The organism is Candidatus Dependentiae bacterium (genome assembly GCA_018266175.1).
In the GTDB taxonomy this organism is placed as follows: Bacteria; Babelota; Babeliae; order Babelales; family RVW-14; genus JAFEAY01.
Genome location: JAFEAY010000016.1, coordinates 15853 through 31310, shown reverse-complemented (window position 1 = coordinate 31310; position 15458 = coordinate 15853). Strand labels below are relative to the sequence as shown.

The 15458-nt window shown below is 38.5% G+C and carries 14 protein-coding genes; 1 reads left to right on the top strand and 13 read right to left on the bottom strand.

Translation table 11 applies throughout. The annotated features are described in order from the left end of the window. Positions 1 to 58 precede the first annotated feature (58 nt). Complete coding sequence (locus tag JST56_03565; protein MBS1988047.1) at positions 59 to 1447, bottom strand: UDP-glucose/GDP-mannose dehydrogenase family protein; 1389 nt, start codon at positions 1445 to 1447, stop codon at positions 59 to 61. A gap of 214 nt (positions 1448 to 1661) precedes the next feature. Here JST56_03565 and JST56_03560 point away from each other — a divergent pair, with 214 nt between their 5' ends. After that, positions 1662 to 3515 (top strand): hypothetical protein, encoded by a 1854-nt coding sequence (locus tag JST56_03560; GenBank protein ID MBS1988046.1) that lies wholly within the window; start codon positions 1662 to 1664, stop codon positions 3513 to 3515. A 77-nt stretch (positions 3516 to 3592) separates the two neighbouring features. Here JST56_03560 and JST56_03555 read toward each other — a convergent pair whose 3' ends face one another. From JST56_03555 to JST56_03500, 12 genes are all read right to left on the bottom strand, one after another. Continuing rightward, positions 3593 to 4564, bottom strand: a complete 972-nt coding sequence (locus JST56_03555) for a hypothetical protein (GenBank protein ID MBS1988045.1) — start codon at positions 4562 to 4564, stop codon at positions 3593 to 3595. A 99-nt stretch (positions 4565 to 4663) separates the two neighbouring features. Beyond that, positions 4664 to 5101, bottom strand: coding sequence for a hypothetical protein (locus JST56_03550; GenBank protein ID MBS1988044.1), 438 nt, complete (start codon positions 5099 to 5101; stop codon positions 4664 to 4666). Between the two features lie 92 nt (positions 5102 to 5193). After that, a complete protein-coding gene (locus JST56_03545; GenBank protein MBS1988043.1) occupies positions 5194 to 5664 on the bottom strand; it encodes a nucleotidyltransferase substrate binding protein in 471 nt (156 codons plus the stop codon). Then, positions 5646 to 5951 carry a nucleotidyltransferase domain-containing protein gene (locus tag JST56_03540; protein ID MBS1988042.1) on the bottom strand — a complete coding sequence of 102 codons (306 nt, stop codon included), beginning with the start codon at positions 5949 to 5951 and terminating at the stop codon, positions 5646 to 5648. The genes JST56_03545 and JST56_03540 overlap by 19 nt, the downstream gene beginning before the upstream one ends. A 73-nt stretch (positions 5952 to 6024) precedes the next feature. Then, entirely contained in the window at positions 6025 to 7182 is a 1158-nt protein-coding gene (locus JST56_03535; GenBank protein ID MBS1988041.1) for a glycosyltransferase family 4 protein, read from the bottom strand. Between the two features lie 4 nt (positions 7183 to 7186). After that, complete coding sequence (locus JST56_03530) at positions 7187 to 8512, bottom strand: glycosyltransferase (protein MBS1988040.1); 1326 nt, start codon at positions 8510 to 8512, stop codon at positions 7187 to 7189. Between the two features lie 18 nt (positions 8513 to 8530). Next, positions 8531 to 9232 (bottom strand): methyltransferase domain-containing protein, encoded by a 702-nt coding sequence (locus JST56_03525; GenBank protein ID MBS1988039.1) that lies wholly within the window; start codon positions 9230 to 9232, stop codon positions 8531 to 8533. Continuing rightward, positions 9229 to 10257 (bottom strand): glycosyltransferase, encoded by a 1029-nt coding sequence (locus JST56_03520; protein MBS1988038.1) that lies wholly within the window; start codon positions 10255 to 10257, stop codon positions 9229 to 9231. The genes JST56_03525 and JST56_03520 overlap by 4 nt, the downstream gene beginning before the upstream one ends. 9 nt (positions 10258 to 10266) lie before the next feature. Beyond that, positions 10267 to 11583, bottom strand: a complete 1317-nt coding sequence (locus JST56_03515; GenBank protein MBS1988037.1) for an oligosaccharide flippase family protein — start codon at positions 11581 to 11583, stop codon at positions 10267 to 10269. After that, positions 11580 to 12749 (bottom strand): glycosyltransferase family 4 protein, encoded by a 1170-nt coding sequence (locus JST56_03510; GenBank protein MBS1988036.1) that lies wholly within the window; start codon positions 12747 to 12749, stop codon positions 11580 to 11582. The genes JST56_03515 and JST56_03510 overlap by 4 nt, the downstream gene beginning before the upstream one ends. After that, positions 12746 to 14446 (bottom strand): glycosyltransferase family 39 protein, encoded by a 1701-nt coding sequence (locus tag JST56_03505; GenBank protein ID MBS1988035.1) that lies wholly within the window; start codon positions 14444 to 14446, stop codon positions 12746 to 12748. The genes JST56_03510 and JST56_03505 overlap by 4 nt, the downstream gene beginning before the upstream one ends. Before the next feature lies 1 nt (position 14447). Continuing rightward, entirely contained in the window at positions 14448 to 15443 is a 996-nt protein-coding gene (locus JST56_03500; GenBank protein MBS1988034.1) for an SDR family oxidoreductase, read from the bottom strand. Positions 15444 to 15458 lie beyond the last annotated feature (15 nt).

The window sequence follows — 15458 nt, the reverse complement described above, 5'->3', positions numbered from 1 at the left end:
CTTCGATCTCCTATTCAGATAAAAAAATTTAAAAGTTTATGGTGAGCTTAAGCAATTTTTATTGATGAGCACGAGATAAACTTCTATCAAATTTTAAAAGAGCATAGGAAGTATTTGTTGATTGATTTCGACCAATACAAAAGTACGTGAGCCCTGCTGCGGTCATTAGCGTTGGATCAAAGCAATTGCGTCCATCAAAAACAGTTTTATCAGTAAGCTTGGTGAAATGTGCTGGCTCATGACGTATAAATTCTTTCCATTCTGTAAGAACGATAAGAAAATCAGCAAGCTCAAGAATTTCATCTGCTGTTCGAGTATAGGTGATAGCCTTTTCAAATTGTGCTTTAATATTGGGCATTGCAACCGGGTCGTATGCATAAACCTTTGCGCCGTGTTCAAGAAGTGCATTAATTACATCAAGTGATGGAGCACAGCGAATGTCATCGGTTTCAGGCTTGAATGCAAGCCCCCAGATACCAACTTTTTTTTGACCAATGCTTGAGTCGTAGTGGTTGATAATGGTTTGAATAAATTGTTTACGCTGCAACTCATTCACGGCATCAACTTCTTTAACCAGTGACATTTCCTGTTCGTTCTCTGTCCCCGTATGGAGAAGCGCTTTAACATCTTTTGGAAAGCAGCTTCCGCCATAACCAATACCTGCATTCAAGAAGTGAGGGCCGATGCGACGGTCTTTTGCCATTCCCTGTTTTATCTGGTCAATGTCAGCGCCAACTTTATCGGCGAGCAGTGCAATTTGGTTCATGAAGCTAATGCGTGTTGCAAGCATGGCATTTGAAGCATACTTGGTGAGTTCTGCAGAAGGAATGTTCATGCAAACAAGCTGTCCCTCGGTATGCAGAAATGGTTTATAGAGTGCTTCAAGAGCTGTTCGTGCGCGTTCAGATTCAGTACCAATAACAACTCGGTCAGGTTGTAAGAAGTCACTGAGCGCATCGCCTTCTTTTAAAAATTCAGGGTTTGATGCGACATCAAAATTAACTGATACTCCACGAGCTTGAAGCTCTTCTTGAATAATATGTTTGACTTGAAGCGCTGTTCCAACTGGAACAGTAGACTTGTTAATAACGACACAGTAATCGGTGATTGTTCTGCCGATTTCGCGTGCTACATTCCAAACGTACGAAAGATCAGCCGCACCGCTTGCAAGTGGCGGTGTTCCAACGCATGAAAAAATGAGTTCAGGCTTATGCTGGAGTGCAACATAAATATTTTTAACAAATTGAAGGGTTTTTTCTTTGATGCAATTACTTACTAGAACATCGAGTCCCGGTTCGTAAAAGGGTATAGATCCTTGAAGAAGTTGATCAATTTTTGACTGATTGTTCTCCACAACAATGACGCGATTGCCCTTTTGAGCAAAGCATGCGCCGGTTACAAGGCCGACATAGCCGGCTCCAATGACAGCAATTGTTCTCACGTTCATCTCCTTTTTTGAATAAATGGTGAGCTTGCAGGTAAGCATAGCATGCAATACAGGGTTCTTCTAGAAAGAAATTATGGCTGTGGACTTGCTCTTTTAAGAACGATAGAATAGGATGATACTTTTCTTTTGGGATCAAATAAAGTAAATTATTTATTCAATTAGGATTTATTATTTAGGTCGAATTAAGCGTAAAAAACGTGTAGGCAGGAATATCGTGATTAAATTAATTGTAAAAAATATGCGTGTAGTTTTTGGAATAGTTTTATTTGGATTCTTATTTGGTGTATCTGGTGACTTACAAGGACAATCAGGAGCAACAGTTATCACATCGTTTGAAGAAAAAGATTTAGAGCTCTTTGGGTCGCCTAATGCTTCGCATGATGGCTTTTATAGCAAGCTTGATCGTACTTGTACTTCTGTCGGAAAGCAGCAGCTTAAAAATCAGATTGCAAGTCCAACAACAGATATCAAAGCTCTTCAAGGGCGACAGCTGCTTATACAATGGTTTTGTGAGCATCCAGAACAGCATGAAAAGCTCTGTGCTGCGCTCAAAGACTTTGAGCTTTTTGCATATGGCTTTGCCGATCACCAACAAATTGATACTTTGACTCAAGAAATTCTCAAGGGCTTTTATTTTAATTTCTCGTTAGTTGAATCACTTAATAAAAGTCCTCTAGCCTTAGATATTCTTAATCTTATGCATGGAGCAAGCTTGCTTAGTCCGGTTGTGGAGCATTTAATTTTGCACTTTGCGCTTGAGTATTTGCAGGATAAAATTACAAAAAAATCACATGACCATCACGAACATGGTCATCATTGTAATCACCATCACGACGATCATCACTGCAATCACGGTCACGATCACCATCATGATGATCATCATGGGCATGATCATCATTTTTGTTTAGGACATCTAGAGGCTGATCATGATGCTTCGACTTTTGTAAAAGGTTTATTTTGGGGCATACGTGCTGCTCATTTGGGTATTCATCTTTTTAGCATTAAAGAGATGATTGAGCATATTATGGCTCGACTTAATGTTGTTAATTGTTTGTATAAAAAAATAGCTGCGTGTGCATATTCCCTCAGAGCCTTACGGACTGTTTATGAATTGGTTCAAGGACATCCAGAGCTTGCGCAACAGTGTTATGGATTTGAAAAAATTCAGGAAATTTATGAATGTCATCAGAATGATGAGCTTCATGAATTTATTAACTTAATTTCTGATGGAAGTTTTTCAATTCATGATGAACTTGGATATTTTTCATCAGTTGGTACAACATTACGTGCGCATCAGCTCATGAGCACTGCGCTTGATCAAATTAAGCCAGCAATTCATTCGCTTGCGCAACTTGATGTCTGCAGTTCATGCGCCACATTGTATCAAGAATTAGTACCCCAAGGCCAATGTTGCTTTGCAGAATTTGTTGAACAACAAGAGCCCTACCTTGAAGTGGTTGATAGTTGGAATATGATGCTTGATGGAGCAAGCGCCGTTCCCTGTTCTATCACTTGTGGACCTACAGGAACTGTTTCTAAAATGATTTTGACTGGACCAAATAAATCCGGTAAGTCAACGTTTATGAAGGGGATTGCACTTAATATTTTGATGGCGCAAACTCTAGGAATTTGTTCAGCTCAAAAGCTTAAGCTCAAGCCATTTGATCAAGTTATTACCTACATTAACATTGCTGATGATATTGCCAATAATCAATCAAAGTTTGTTGCTGAAATTATGCGAGCAGACCAGTGCATAGCGCGTCTTAAGTCTTTGAATCGAGAGCAATCAGCTTTTGTGCTGATTGATGATTCGTTGTTTAGTGGAACAAATCCTGAGCTTGGTCAGCGTGCAGCGTATGATTTTATTGAGCAACTTGCTCAGTTTGATAACGCAATTGCATTTGTTGCAACGCACTTGCCGGTTCTTACAACACTTGAAGCCGCGCACCCGTCAATTTTTAAAAACTATAAAATCAAGCTAACTCCTGCTGAGTTAGGAGTCGTGAGCAGCACATTTACCCTTGAACCGGGTATTTCTGCAAGCAGTGATTCATTTATTTTGCTGTAAAATTAAACTGAACAAGTTGAGTGTTTTGTAATAGTGCCAGACACTCAACTTGATAGAATCTGAGCCTTGCCAGCTGGCTATTCTTCTTCAATGCTCATCGCTTCTTCATCATCTTGCTTTGATGATTCGGTTTCGATACTATAAAAATTTAATCTATGATTATTTCGAAGTTGAGCGAAATACCATCTAAGGGGTACATTCAAATCTTTTGCGGTTAAAAGAGCTCTTTCTGTAACGCTGTCTTCGGGGCGATCGTTACCTGTTGCACCAATTGTAAACATCATGAAATAGACAAAAAGAATGCTACCAAAACCAACTAAACCTATTAAGCCCTTATGATTATTAAGAGAGCCAAAAAGTATAACAGGCGCCGTTATACAACAAAGATAGATTATACAAAGAGTATATAGCCGCACATTTTTCTCTGCAGATAAAAGTGAAGCATTGAATTCTTTTATAGTTTTAGTTTTGAGCCACTTATGTTGATGGATATCATTTTTAATGGATTTTTTACCAAAGTTAATATCTGTTGGTGGACGAAGGAGCAATAAAAAATCTCGATCTATTTTTTCCTTACATTGAGTACATTTCTCTAATTTGTTAAGGCAGAAGCTATGAAATTGGGGTTCATTTGATTCGTGACAAAAATAGCAGTTGGCTACAAGTGTGTTGATGATTTCTTGAACAGTATCAAGGTCTTCTTCTCTAAATGTCACGTGCGTTTTGAGCTTAAAGCCATATCTCCATTCTAAGTTTTCTAAAATACCTTGAATATAATGGTTATCTTTGATTGTTGTAATAATCTCATGTAAAAAGCTCTTCCATTCATCATCATTTTTTAACATGTTTGCAAGCTGGGTTAGTGTAGCTTCATTATAATGAACAAGGCTTTCTTTGCATTGCGAACATTTAATATCAATAGCTGAAGTATCTTCTTCTTCATGTTCTACGGTAAAATTTACGCTAAAATTACTTGTTTCGAACTTATTCATTGGTTGGGCATAGGAAACAAAGAAAAAAGTTATAACCAGTAGTATAGATCGAATCATTACATCTCTCCAAAAATATTTTATGAGTATGTTACCTTATAAAAATAAGTATGCTTCTCATGAAATTGAAGTCAATGCTTTGATTTGTTCAAGGTTTGTCTATGTTTGAATTATCAAAAGATTTTCACATTCGGTATGGCCATTTTCTCGGGCATAATCCGCTGGAATTTTTCCATTACCATCTTGTGGGTCTCGTTTGAGGTTGGGAAATTTTGTAATAAGTTCTTGTAAATCATTAATTTTGCCCTCTTTTGCGTATTTGAATAAGAAGAACGTGAGCGACCAATCAGATATCTCTTTAAAATCTCTTGCTGACATGATGCGTTGGAATTTTTGCATGTATTGTTTGCACACTTGTTCCATTCCCCGTATGAGAACTGATTGTGAGTCTTCTTTTTCATCTTCAGAAATTGTAGCTTCTGAGTTGGCATAAAGATAGCGTATGTCTTTGATGAAATCTTCAAAAGTGGGAACAGAAAAAAGTTGATTGAAACATAATAATAGACTTGTTGTAGCAAAAAAATATAATAATTTCATAAGAAAAGCCCCCCTTTCAAATATTATTATATCTGAAAAAGTAGGCAGTCATACAAGAGTTTTATTGAATTGTATTATCTAGTAGTCTTTAATTAAGGTTTTATTTTTTGAGTGACACGCACCATAAGTTGATGGTATCTATCGATTATTGCACTGATTTCTTGAGCAATTTCTTCACGATACATATGAGATGTAAGGTTTCTATGATTAAGCATTTCAAGGGCTTGAGTTACTTCTTCTTCGCTTAAAATACCATCTTTTCCAGCAGCCCTAACAATGTGCTTAGGTCCTTTCATTTCAAGTTGTTCTCCTAGAACAATTTCTAAATAATCTTTGATTTGTTTCCAAAAAGAATCAACGGAGTATTCAAAACGCTGGATGAGCGAATCTCTAAAGCTTTTTATGATCTCATCATATCCGTATAGCTCTGCAAGATCTTCATCAAGAGATCTGAGTAGCATCTGTTCCCTCTTCACAGAAGCTCGCTTAAATAGTTCAATTGCTCTGTCGAGTGATTCAAGAGCCTTGATAAGTTCTTGATATTTTATTTCAAGTTTTGCCATGGGATCATATCCTGCTTTATCTCATTTTTAAAGCTGTTAGAGACTGAATTGAGATCGATGATATCAACAAATACTGGAATAGTGGTTTCTTCTATTTCATCTTTGATTTTGAAGAGTATTCTGAAATCTATTTTTTCTCCAGTATCAAGAGCAATATCCATGTCGGCACCTTCTTGGTGGCTTGCTCGTGCGCGAGAACCAAAGAGATAGACTTGGCATCCGGGAAGGTGCTTATGAATAATTTTAAGCAACTCATCTTTAAAACGTGTAACCGTTTGGTTTTTCATTTTAAAAATCCTCACGCTTAACAGGTATCAGTCAAATTTATAGCACTATTGTAACATAAGTTTTTTAGACCTGTTAACCCAGCGAATTTATCGTTTTCCAGAAATTATACGTTGCATCCGCAATTGCTTCATGCGAATAAAATTTTTCAACACGCTTGAGCCCTGCTTGAGCTAGTGTTTCTCTAAGTGCAGAATCTTTGATGAGGTGCGCTAATTTTTGTGTTAAATCCTCAAGATTTTTCTGTTCAAAAATTATACCAGCATCACCAACAACATTGGGGATCTCTCCCGCATTACTTGCAAGAATTGGAATTCCGCATGCCATCGCCTCAATAAGTACATGGCCAAATTGTTCTTTCCATCCCGGTGTATCGCATGGTGGAAGTACAAACAGCGAGAATGAGCGCATGAGATTTGCTACTTCCTCATGTGGAACAGGGTTGATAATCGTAACACGCTTGGAAAGACCTAAATCATGAATTGATTCATGAAGCATTGCTTGCTCTGGACCTCTACCAACAAACACGAGTTCCCAGTCTGGATGTGACCGAGAAACTTGGTCAAATGCCTTCAGTAACAGGTGTACCCCTTTTTCAGGTACCAAACGACCAACGTAACCAATCCGCTTTGAGTTATTTTTTTCCGTTGGTGGTGCTGGATGAAATTTTTTTAAACTGATGCCCAGTTGCGGAAGTACGCATATTGGTTTGGTAAAACCATCTTCTTGTAAGATTTTTGCAGCGTCATGATTTCCGGTAAAGCCACCGTGCACGTTACGCAGATTCCAGCGTCTGACAAAATTCCAGAATACAAGGTCACCCAAACTTTTTTGGGGACGCCAGTTAATCCAGGTAAAAAAGGTAAATCGGGGTTTGAGGCGTAAAAACTTGCAACACAGGATGACTTGAGCAAAGCTGAGCGCTGTTGCTCCCTGTTCAACATGCACTAAATCTGGCTTACAATCTTTTAAGAGAGTTAAAAGCTTTTTTGTGTGATAACAGTAGCGAACTTCATTTCCAATGTTGTATGCTGGAATTGCAAGAAATGAGCAATTGCTCATCTTTTCTTGGTCGAGTTCGGGTTGTTTGATGTCATATGAAAACAAGATATTTTCCCATTGTGTTGGGAAGACAACCGTCAATGTAATATCTGGATGTCTTTGTGCAAGAACTTTCCACTTATCTCGATTTATTGCAGAGATATAGGTATGGCTGATGATCAAAACTTTCATGGGACTAAACGCTTTGCTCAGGAGAGGTTGTTTTTTGAGACTTGCTTTGCGGGTATGTTTGAGCGTCAGGATCTTTTTGAGCACCATGAATCTTTTGACTCATTTGTTGATCGCACGTTGCAAACCATGATTCAAGAGAGGGATACGTTGTTGTCAGGCCATGCTTGAAAATGGAATGAATCTTTTCAGTTGCTAAATTTTCTGCAATAAATTGAACAGCGTTCCGCATCATTTTTGCATGGAGCTCTGGATTTTTTAAAATCTTAATCGCCTTTTGTGCCATACAGGTATCATTGTCAATTGACGCCAAGTAGCCGGTATGGTTTTCGATAACGTAATCACGAGGACCGCCGCAGTTGGTTGCAACAATTGGAATTCCGTGCGAAAGCGCCTCAAGTCCTACAATCCCAAGTCCTTCTTGATGAGAGGTAATAAGCATGAGTGATGCGTTGCGATATAACTTGTTGAGATCGGCTTGGCTTACTTGCCCTGTAAACGTGATACTTTTAAAGCTTTTGTATTGTTGTGCGCATGAGCGTAATTTTTCATCACTTGGCTTTTGTCCAATCACATAGAGTTTTGAGCTCGGAAGTGTCGTGAAAATTCTTTCGAAGGCTCGCATGAGCATATCAATATTTTTTCGTGGATCACTAAATCGTCCAACTGCGATAATAACATGTTCAGTTGGCGGTGTTCGCAGCTCTTTTATTTTTGGATCCATGGGAAACCCGCAGAGCACCATATTTTGGCGTGGTTTTCCAAGAATCCGTTCAAATTGAACTTTTGAGTAATTGCTCAAGGCAAAAATAAATGTTGATCGAGCAAGAACTTTTTTTTCAATTCTATGCATAAAAGGAGAGGCTATTTTATCGAGTAATGAATAAACCCCCGTGAGCTTTTTGACCCGCTCAGAGCGGTCATCATCATAGGGCGTTGAGACCCACATCGCAAAATTTTTATCAAGTTGAATCAGGGGATGAGCAGCAATACAAGTTCCACTTACCGCAAAAAAATAGTCAAAACCTTCTAACTGCTTTTTCCATTCCGCGCTTGTAAATTTATAATGACCTGGTTCCCAAAATGCCCACCGAGCACCAATTTCAATACAATTCATCCCAAAGTAGGTGAGTGGTTGGGTGGTAGAAACAAATTTAAATGAACGTAAACTTGCGGCAATTTCTTTATCAAATCCAAGAAAAAAAACAGTTGGTTCAAAATATGTTGAACAAAATTTATAAATAATTTTAAGCGAGGTCAGAACTCCGCCGTAATCATAAGTATTACGAATTGATAAAATAGCAATTTTAGGTTTTTGGGTAGGCAACTTCATCAGTTCTCCTTTTCTCACTCAAAGGGCCTTGTGTGCAACGAAAAAAAGGTCAGAGGCAAGAATTTTTGTGTTGATAATACCAATCTTGCGTAAAAGTCCGATACATTTTTTGACAAGCAGTTGCGATGCTTGAGGAAAAAATTCTGCAATAACGTGAGGCGAAGCTCCTCCTTGCAGTTCGATGGTAATATCTGAAAAACCAGCACGTGTAAGTGCTTGGCGTAGGGTTTCAGGGATATAATAGCGTTTATGCGTCATGTCACGACGATGGTTAAACGTGAGATTATACGCTGGTAAAAATTTATCATTATCGTGAGGGACTGAGCCAATCAAAACACCTCCTGGTTTGCACAGTCTAAAAAGATCTAAAACGAGCTGCTCTTCGTGTGAAATGTGTTCTATGATGTCAAAAGCAAGAATTGAGTTAAATGTTTTATCGGCAAGATAAAGAGGCTTTTCAAGATCTGTAACGTGATAGGAGATTTCTTTTGGCAGGTTGCTTACATCAAGTGGAATGTGATCAAGTGCTGTAATGTGAGCTGCCGGATAATGTTCAGCTATCCAATCGCTATAGTAACAACGGCCAGCACCTACATCAAGGATATCATATTGTTGAAGGTATTTTTTAAGGTATGAGAGCTTTACATCTGAAAGTTTTTTATCACGATCTTGCCGAGTGATCTGAGAATTCAGTTGTGGTTTTTGTTCCGGATTAATCACGTTAACCTTTCAAGAGAAGATATAAAGAGAGAGAGTTGTTTTTTTAAGGTGTATTGCTGAACGACTTCATGTCCTTTTTGTGCAATTTTTTTTCGTCGATCAGCATTATTTAAATAAAATGTTACTTGATCTACTAGTTCGCTTAAGTTTTCAAAACAAGCGATGGATTCATCTTCTGTAAACAATAATACAGCTTGTTCGTATGTACGTTGTGTCAGTAAAAATGCACCACTTGCCGGCACTTCGAAGGTGCGCATGTTGTGTGCTGTTGCATTTTGTTCGCGAATGAAATTGAGAACGATATCAGCTCCTTGTGTTGCAGCTAACATTTTTTCTCCATAAAGTGCTTGGCCACGTATTTTTGTATGCAAGATATGTTTAGGTGATATGTTTTTTCCCCATAAGTCGCCCCAGATAGCAAGATTCAAATGTGGTAATCGTGCAAGAAGGTTGGTAAGCCATTCTTCACGTCCAGGTTCCCATGTGCCTACAAAGCAGACCTCAGATTGATATTCAGAATCAACTATTTTAGGAATTTGATTAAAAAGTTCTTCTTCAAATCCGAATGGGAAGTAGTGGACCTTTTTGCATCCTGCGGTATAGAGCACGGGAATGAGCATTTGGGACCAGATAAGAAAATGATCATAGAATGGTAATGACGCAAGTACGTGATGTGTTGAATTTCCATTCCATACTGCAAACGGATTATCTGGATAAAAATTAACAATTGTTGGGTTATATTTTGCTTTGATGGTTTTGAGTGTCGTTGGAAAAATATTTTCGGCCTTGATCAAGAACAATAAGCTTGGTTTATATTTTTGAACTTGCTTGAGCAGCGATTGATTAATGAGGTAATTATTAAGCCAATTTGTGAACCGCTTAGGAATCCATGAAAAAAATTGATGTCGATTATTAAAAGTGATAACACGAAAACCCAGTATGCAAAATGTTCGAGCAAATGACGATGCATAGGCGTACTGAGCATTATTTTCGCTGAACATGCCGATAAGCATTATGGTTTCCATAATAGTACACTATGTTTTTGGTTTTAAAATAAGTTCTGTAAGATACGACTTTGTAAGTGCTGGTAGGGCTATAAAAAATTCCATAAAATTACTTGTCTTGCATTCAAGTGTTGTGCAGATATTTTTCCAGAAAAGGGTTGCAGCAATAACAAGCATGCAACTGATGGCTATTGCTCCTCCAAATGCTTGAAAAAAATAAACCAAAAGAGGTCCTAACGTGACAATCACAACTGATTGTAGTATTTGGTTTCTGGTGAGCATCCAAGGGTTTTTAAATCCGTATAAATATACCGCTGGTACATCATCAAAAAATGCTCGTGCAATGCCATAAACGGTCATTACTTGATAGACCGGTACCATAGGAACCCATTGACTTCCTATGAGGAGAGGAATCCAAATATGTGCGTAAAAGGCCATAAGAAATTGTATGGGAAAAAGAAGAATCATTTTTATTGCTTGAGTTTTAACAAATATATTCCGTATTTCTGGAACATTAAATTGGTATTGTGTGTAGAGCGGTACCGTGAGCCGTCCAAAAATTCCGGTGAGCATGACGGGAAATGTTGCCATTGAAAATGCTTTTGTGTAAAAGCCTGCCTGATCTGTTGTGCTGAGCATGCCTATGAGAAACGACATGAAGTCGTAGATTGTTAAGCTAAAAATGCCACCAAGCCAGGTTGCAATACCAAATGTTTTGAAAAAAGTTTTCGCAACATTTAAATCAAAATCAAAACCAATTTTCCAAGGGCTGACCAAAAAATAGGCAAGTGAAATAAGCCCTTTTTCAACAAGACGCTGAAGAACTAAGCTGTAGATGCCAAGTCCATTAAGTGCTGCAATAATTGCAACAATGTAGCTACTTACTACGGTGCAAAACTCAAGCCCTGCAAGTGTGTGAAGTTGATAATTTTTTTCTAGAATTGTGCGATAGGTAAGCCCAATTTTTTCAAGCCAATAGATCGCTGCAAGCATTAATAAAAGCGTAATTTTATCGCTCGTACAAATAATTCTAAGCATTGGGTAAGCAACTGAAAAAGTTAAAAGAGGAAGAAGCCCAAGTGTGCAGCGAATCCAAAAATGTGTGCTTGCTGCAGTGTTGAGCGGGATCTCTTTGTGCGCCATAAATCCCTGTTCCCAGCCCCATTCAACAAACCAGTTAAAAAATGTTAGATAAAAAAGTGTGATCGCCAAAAGTCCAAAATCACGTGGAGCAAGAAGTCTTGATAACCAAATAGAAAAACCTATATTACAAAGCATGCCGCCGTACTGACCAAGGCTGAGTGAGATAAAGTTTTTAACAACTTTTGCTCGAAGTTCATTACTCATTCTTCACCCACAATTTTTTGGTAGACCTCATAAATGGTGTTTCCATAGATGTCCCAGCTGAGCTGAGAGCTCTTTTGTTGGGCATCTTTTCCCATTTCATGTGTAGTTGTACGATTATGATAACACCAAGAAATTTTTTCAGCGAGTGCATTGCTGTTTGCAGCTGGTACAACAAATCCATTTTTGCCAGCTTCAATCAAATCCGGTCCGGCGCAATGTGTTGTGGTAATGACCGGTAATCCGCTTGCCATTGCTTCACCAATAACCATGCCAAAGCCATCTTCCAGCGAGGGAAGCACAAGCACACTGGATTGAGTATATAGTTTTTTTAAACTGTGCTTGTCGGTTGGTCCGTTTATAATGACATTGTTTGCCAACTTGTAGTTGGGTAGTAGTTGATATAAATCTTTTTGAAGTGAGCCTACAAGAATAAGTTGAGCCTGCGATTCTGGCAGTGCAAGCTTTTGCCATGCTTCAAGCAAGTGATGAACACCTTTGCGTACGCTCAGAAGGCCAACAAAAATGACCGTAAACTTTGCAGGTTCAATTTTATTTTCGATTCTAAAAAACTGCGTATCAACACCGCAAGGGACGACAATAATTTTTTCTGCAGCTACGCCGTGCTTGATAAAACTTGCACGTGCAAACGAAGATGGCGTAACAATGTAGTCTGCTAGCTCATATTCTTTGACCATTTTAGCGGCATTTGCTGGATGAATGGGAGGATACAAAAGCCCAAGCTCTGTGTATGCCGTTTGCAAAATTTCTTGTTGTTCAAGAATGTGGCACGACCCAGATTCGATAATTAAGTGTCCCGACTTTTTTTTAATGAGTGGAATGCTGTTCAAAACGTAGTGGGCCCATCCAACAAAAAGATCAATCGGCTTGCTTGAGCGGAGTTGTTTGGCGATAAAGCGGTCAAATAAATTATCTTTAAAAACATTGAGCGTTGAAGGTTGTATGATGCGTCCAAGTCTGAGTCGACAATAACTTTGATCAATAAAGTTGCAGAGCTTGCTTTGAGCTACCAGATTTTCTGGGATAACTTTCTTATCGGTTGATGTGTAGCTAAACGTTATCAGCTTTTCTAGGCAATTACGCTTAACCAGTTGTGCTGCAAGGTGAAGCGCGTGAAATCGTCCGCCTGCGGCAACGGTAACCTTCATACTTTTTCACCAAGTTCAAGTTGAACAAAGCTCCAGAGGTTGAGATCAAAGGTAACAAATTTGGTTCTTACCAAATCGCTTGCCGCCAGCCACGTTTCATCAAAAATAAAAGAGATATCACTTGCTTTCCAGGGAGCAGACTTTTTATGCACAATAATTGTCCCCATTGAAAAAGGAATAGGTGTCTCTTGCTGCCAAGCGTGAGGAATCATAAAAAATAATTTCTCTGGTAGGGGTGACGTGAAGCGAAAGCCGTTTGCAAGTTGTTGAATGTGAAACGAACAATTTGTGCTTTGAATACTATAAATTTTTGCTTGCGTAACGTGGTATGCTTCAAGCTCTGGGTTTTTGAAAAAAAGGCGTGCAGCTTGCGTCATGCCTTGTTGCATGAGCAAGGTGTCGCTGTTATAGCAATGAAGTGTTCCAATCATAATCAAACGCAGATCTGGAATGTTTTTATAATGGTCGGCAATACTTTGAAATGCTTGATCTCGTTGGTGTGTAACAAAAGTACGCGTTGCAAGTGCTTGTCTATCGTGAAAAATTCCCCATCCGATAAAATGCATTAATAAAAATGGTAAAGCAATACCATTTTTTAAATAAAGAGCTAGGTTGAAAAGATCTTTACGTGAACTTTTGTCTATGAGCATTGCAAGGTGCGAAATCATCTCGTAAAGGATTAGCGTAAATACTGGAATTGCTGGATAAAAATAACGACCATCAGGGCTTACTAAGCTTATTGGCCATGCAAGTAAGAAAAATGAAAGTACGTAAAAAATAAACCGTCTTCTTCGCTCTGGAGTTTGAAAAAAAATCATAAAAAAGAAGTAAAAAAATGTTGTCATTACTGTGATTGTTGTAACTTTAGAAGCGTTTTGAAGCCCCCAAAATGGCTTTATTGCTTGATGCCAATTCAATATTATTTTATGAGGCAAAGATGTTAGCGCTAATGCTTTTTGTTCGTGAGCTGCTGCAGGTCCAAGCAGGAAATAGCGTGTGGTAAGATAGCTGAGTATTGCGATAAGAAATAAGTATGATTTTTTGATGATGTTGTCATATTTAAAAATTACCAAAAACAACAGCAAAACAACGGGAAAAACAATAACTATTTCGTAACAAAGCAGTGACAATAAAAAGAGAAAGGCCGCCAAAAGGTGCCAGCGTTGTTGGTCAGTTTTTAAAAATTTTAGGTATGCAAGCAGCATGAGAGCCCAGAATAAATATCCTGGAACAACATGCGAGGTAACACCAACATACGCGGGTGTGAGTGCAGGATGAAACGCAAATGCCAGTCCAAGTAAAAAGGCAATCCAACAGTTTAAAAACTCTGAAAATAAATAAACCAAAGTGCTTGTTGTTAAAGCATGCAGTCCTACATTTACTAAATGATACGCATAAGGATTAAATCCAAAAACTTGGTAGCATATGTAATGAGCAAGTGTCATGAAGGGGCGAAAGTAGGTTAAAAAACCCTCGGGCGCATGTGTTGTGAGTTCATTGAGCGCTACGTAGGATGATTGAATTGGTTTAAAGAGCTGAAGTACAAGATCATAAAAATTTTTTATCTGTGCGCTAAAAAATACCAATCCAAAACAATCAGAGTCAAAGCCAATCGTTGTGTAGGGAATTCCTAAAATAAGGAAGACTACAAGGAACGAAAGAAGTGCGAGTAAATGTTTTGCGGGAATTTTTTTCATATTACTCGATGCTTATATTTTTTTCATAACTTTTGTCTGTCAAATTTTGAAGTGCTAACGCTTCATGAAAATACACAATCGTTTTCTTTAAACCATCTTCAAGTTGAACTTGCGGCGCCCATCCAAGGGTTGCTTTGGTTAACGTCAAATCAGGTTTTCGTTGACGTGGGTCGTCAGACGGAAGTTGCTTAAATGCACACGTCGATGAACTGCCTGTTAATTTAATTACCATGTCTGCGAGTTGCAGCAAATTAAATTCAGTATCATTACCTAAATTTAATGGGCCTGTGACCGTGTGGTTGGTATTCATCATTGTAACTATGCCTGCAATCAAATCATCAACATAACAAAATGAGCGCGTTTGCGTTCCATCACCGTACATGGTGATGAGCTCTTGCTTAAGTGCTTGAATAATAAAATTGCTGACCACGCGTCCATCATCAGGGTCCATGTTTGGGCCATAGGTATTAAAAATTCGAATTACTTTGATATCAGTTTTGTACATGCGATGATAATCAAAAAAAAGTGATTCTGCGCACCGCTTGCCTTCATCATAGCACGCACGAACCCCAATTGGATTAACTGCCCCTCTATAACTTTCTGGCTGAGGATGTACATCGGGGTCGCCATACACCTCGCTGGTTGATGCCTGCAGAATACGTGCATTGTGCGTGCGTGCAAGTTCAAGCATATTTAAAGCGCCAAGCACACTAATTTTAGTTGTGTAGATGGGATCCTTTTGATAGTGGGGCGGTGACGCAGGGCAAGCAAGATTAAAAATCCAGTCAACATGGTTAAGTTGAATTGGATTGATGATGTCATGCGTAATAAGAGAAAAATTTTTGTTTTGACGAAGCACAGCAATATTTTTTTCACGGCCGGTATAAAAGTTATCAAGTGCAATAACGATATGGCCAAGCTGCAAGAGTTTTGCACATAAATGACTCCCAAGAAACCCAGCTCCGCCAGTGACTAAACATATTTTTTGAGCACTCATGGTTTGTTTTTTCTA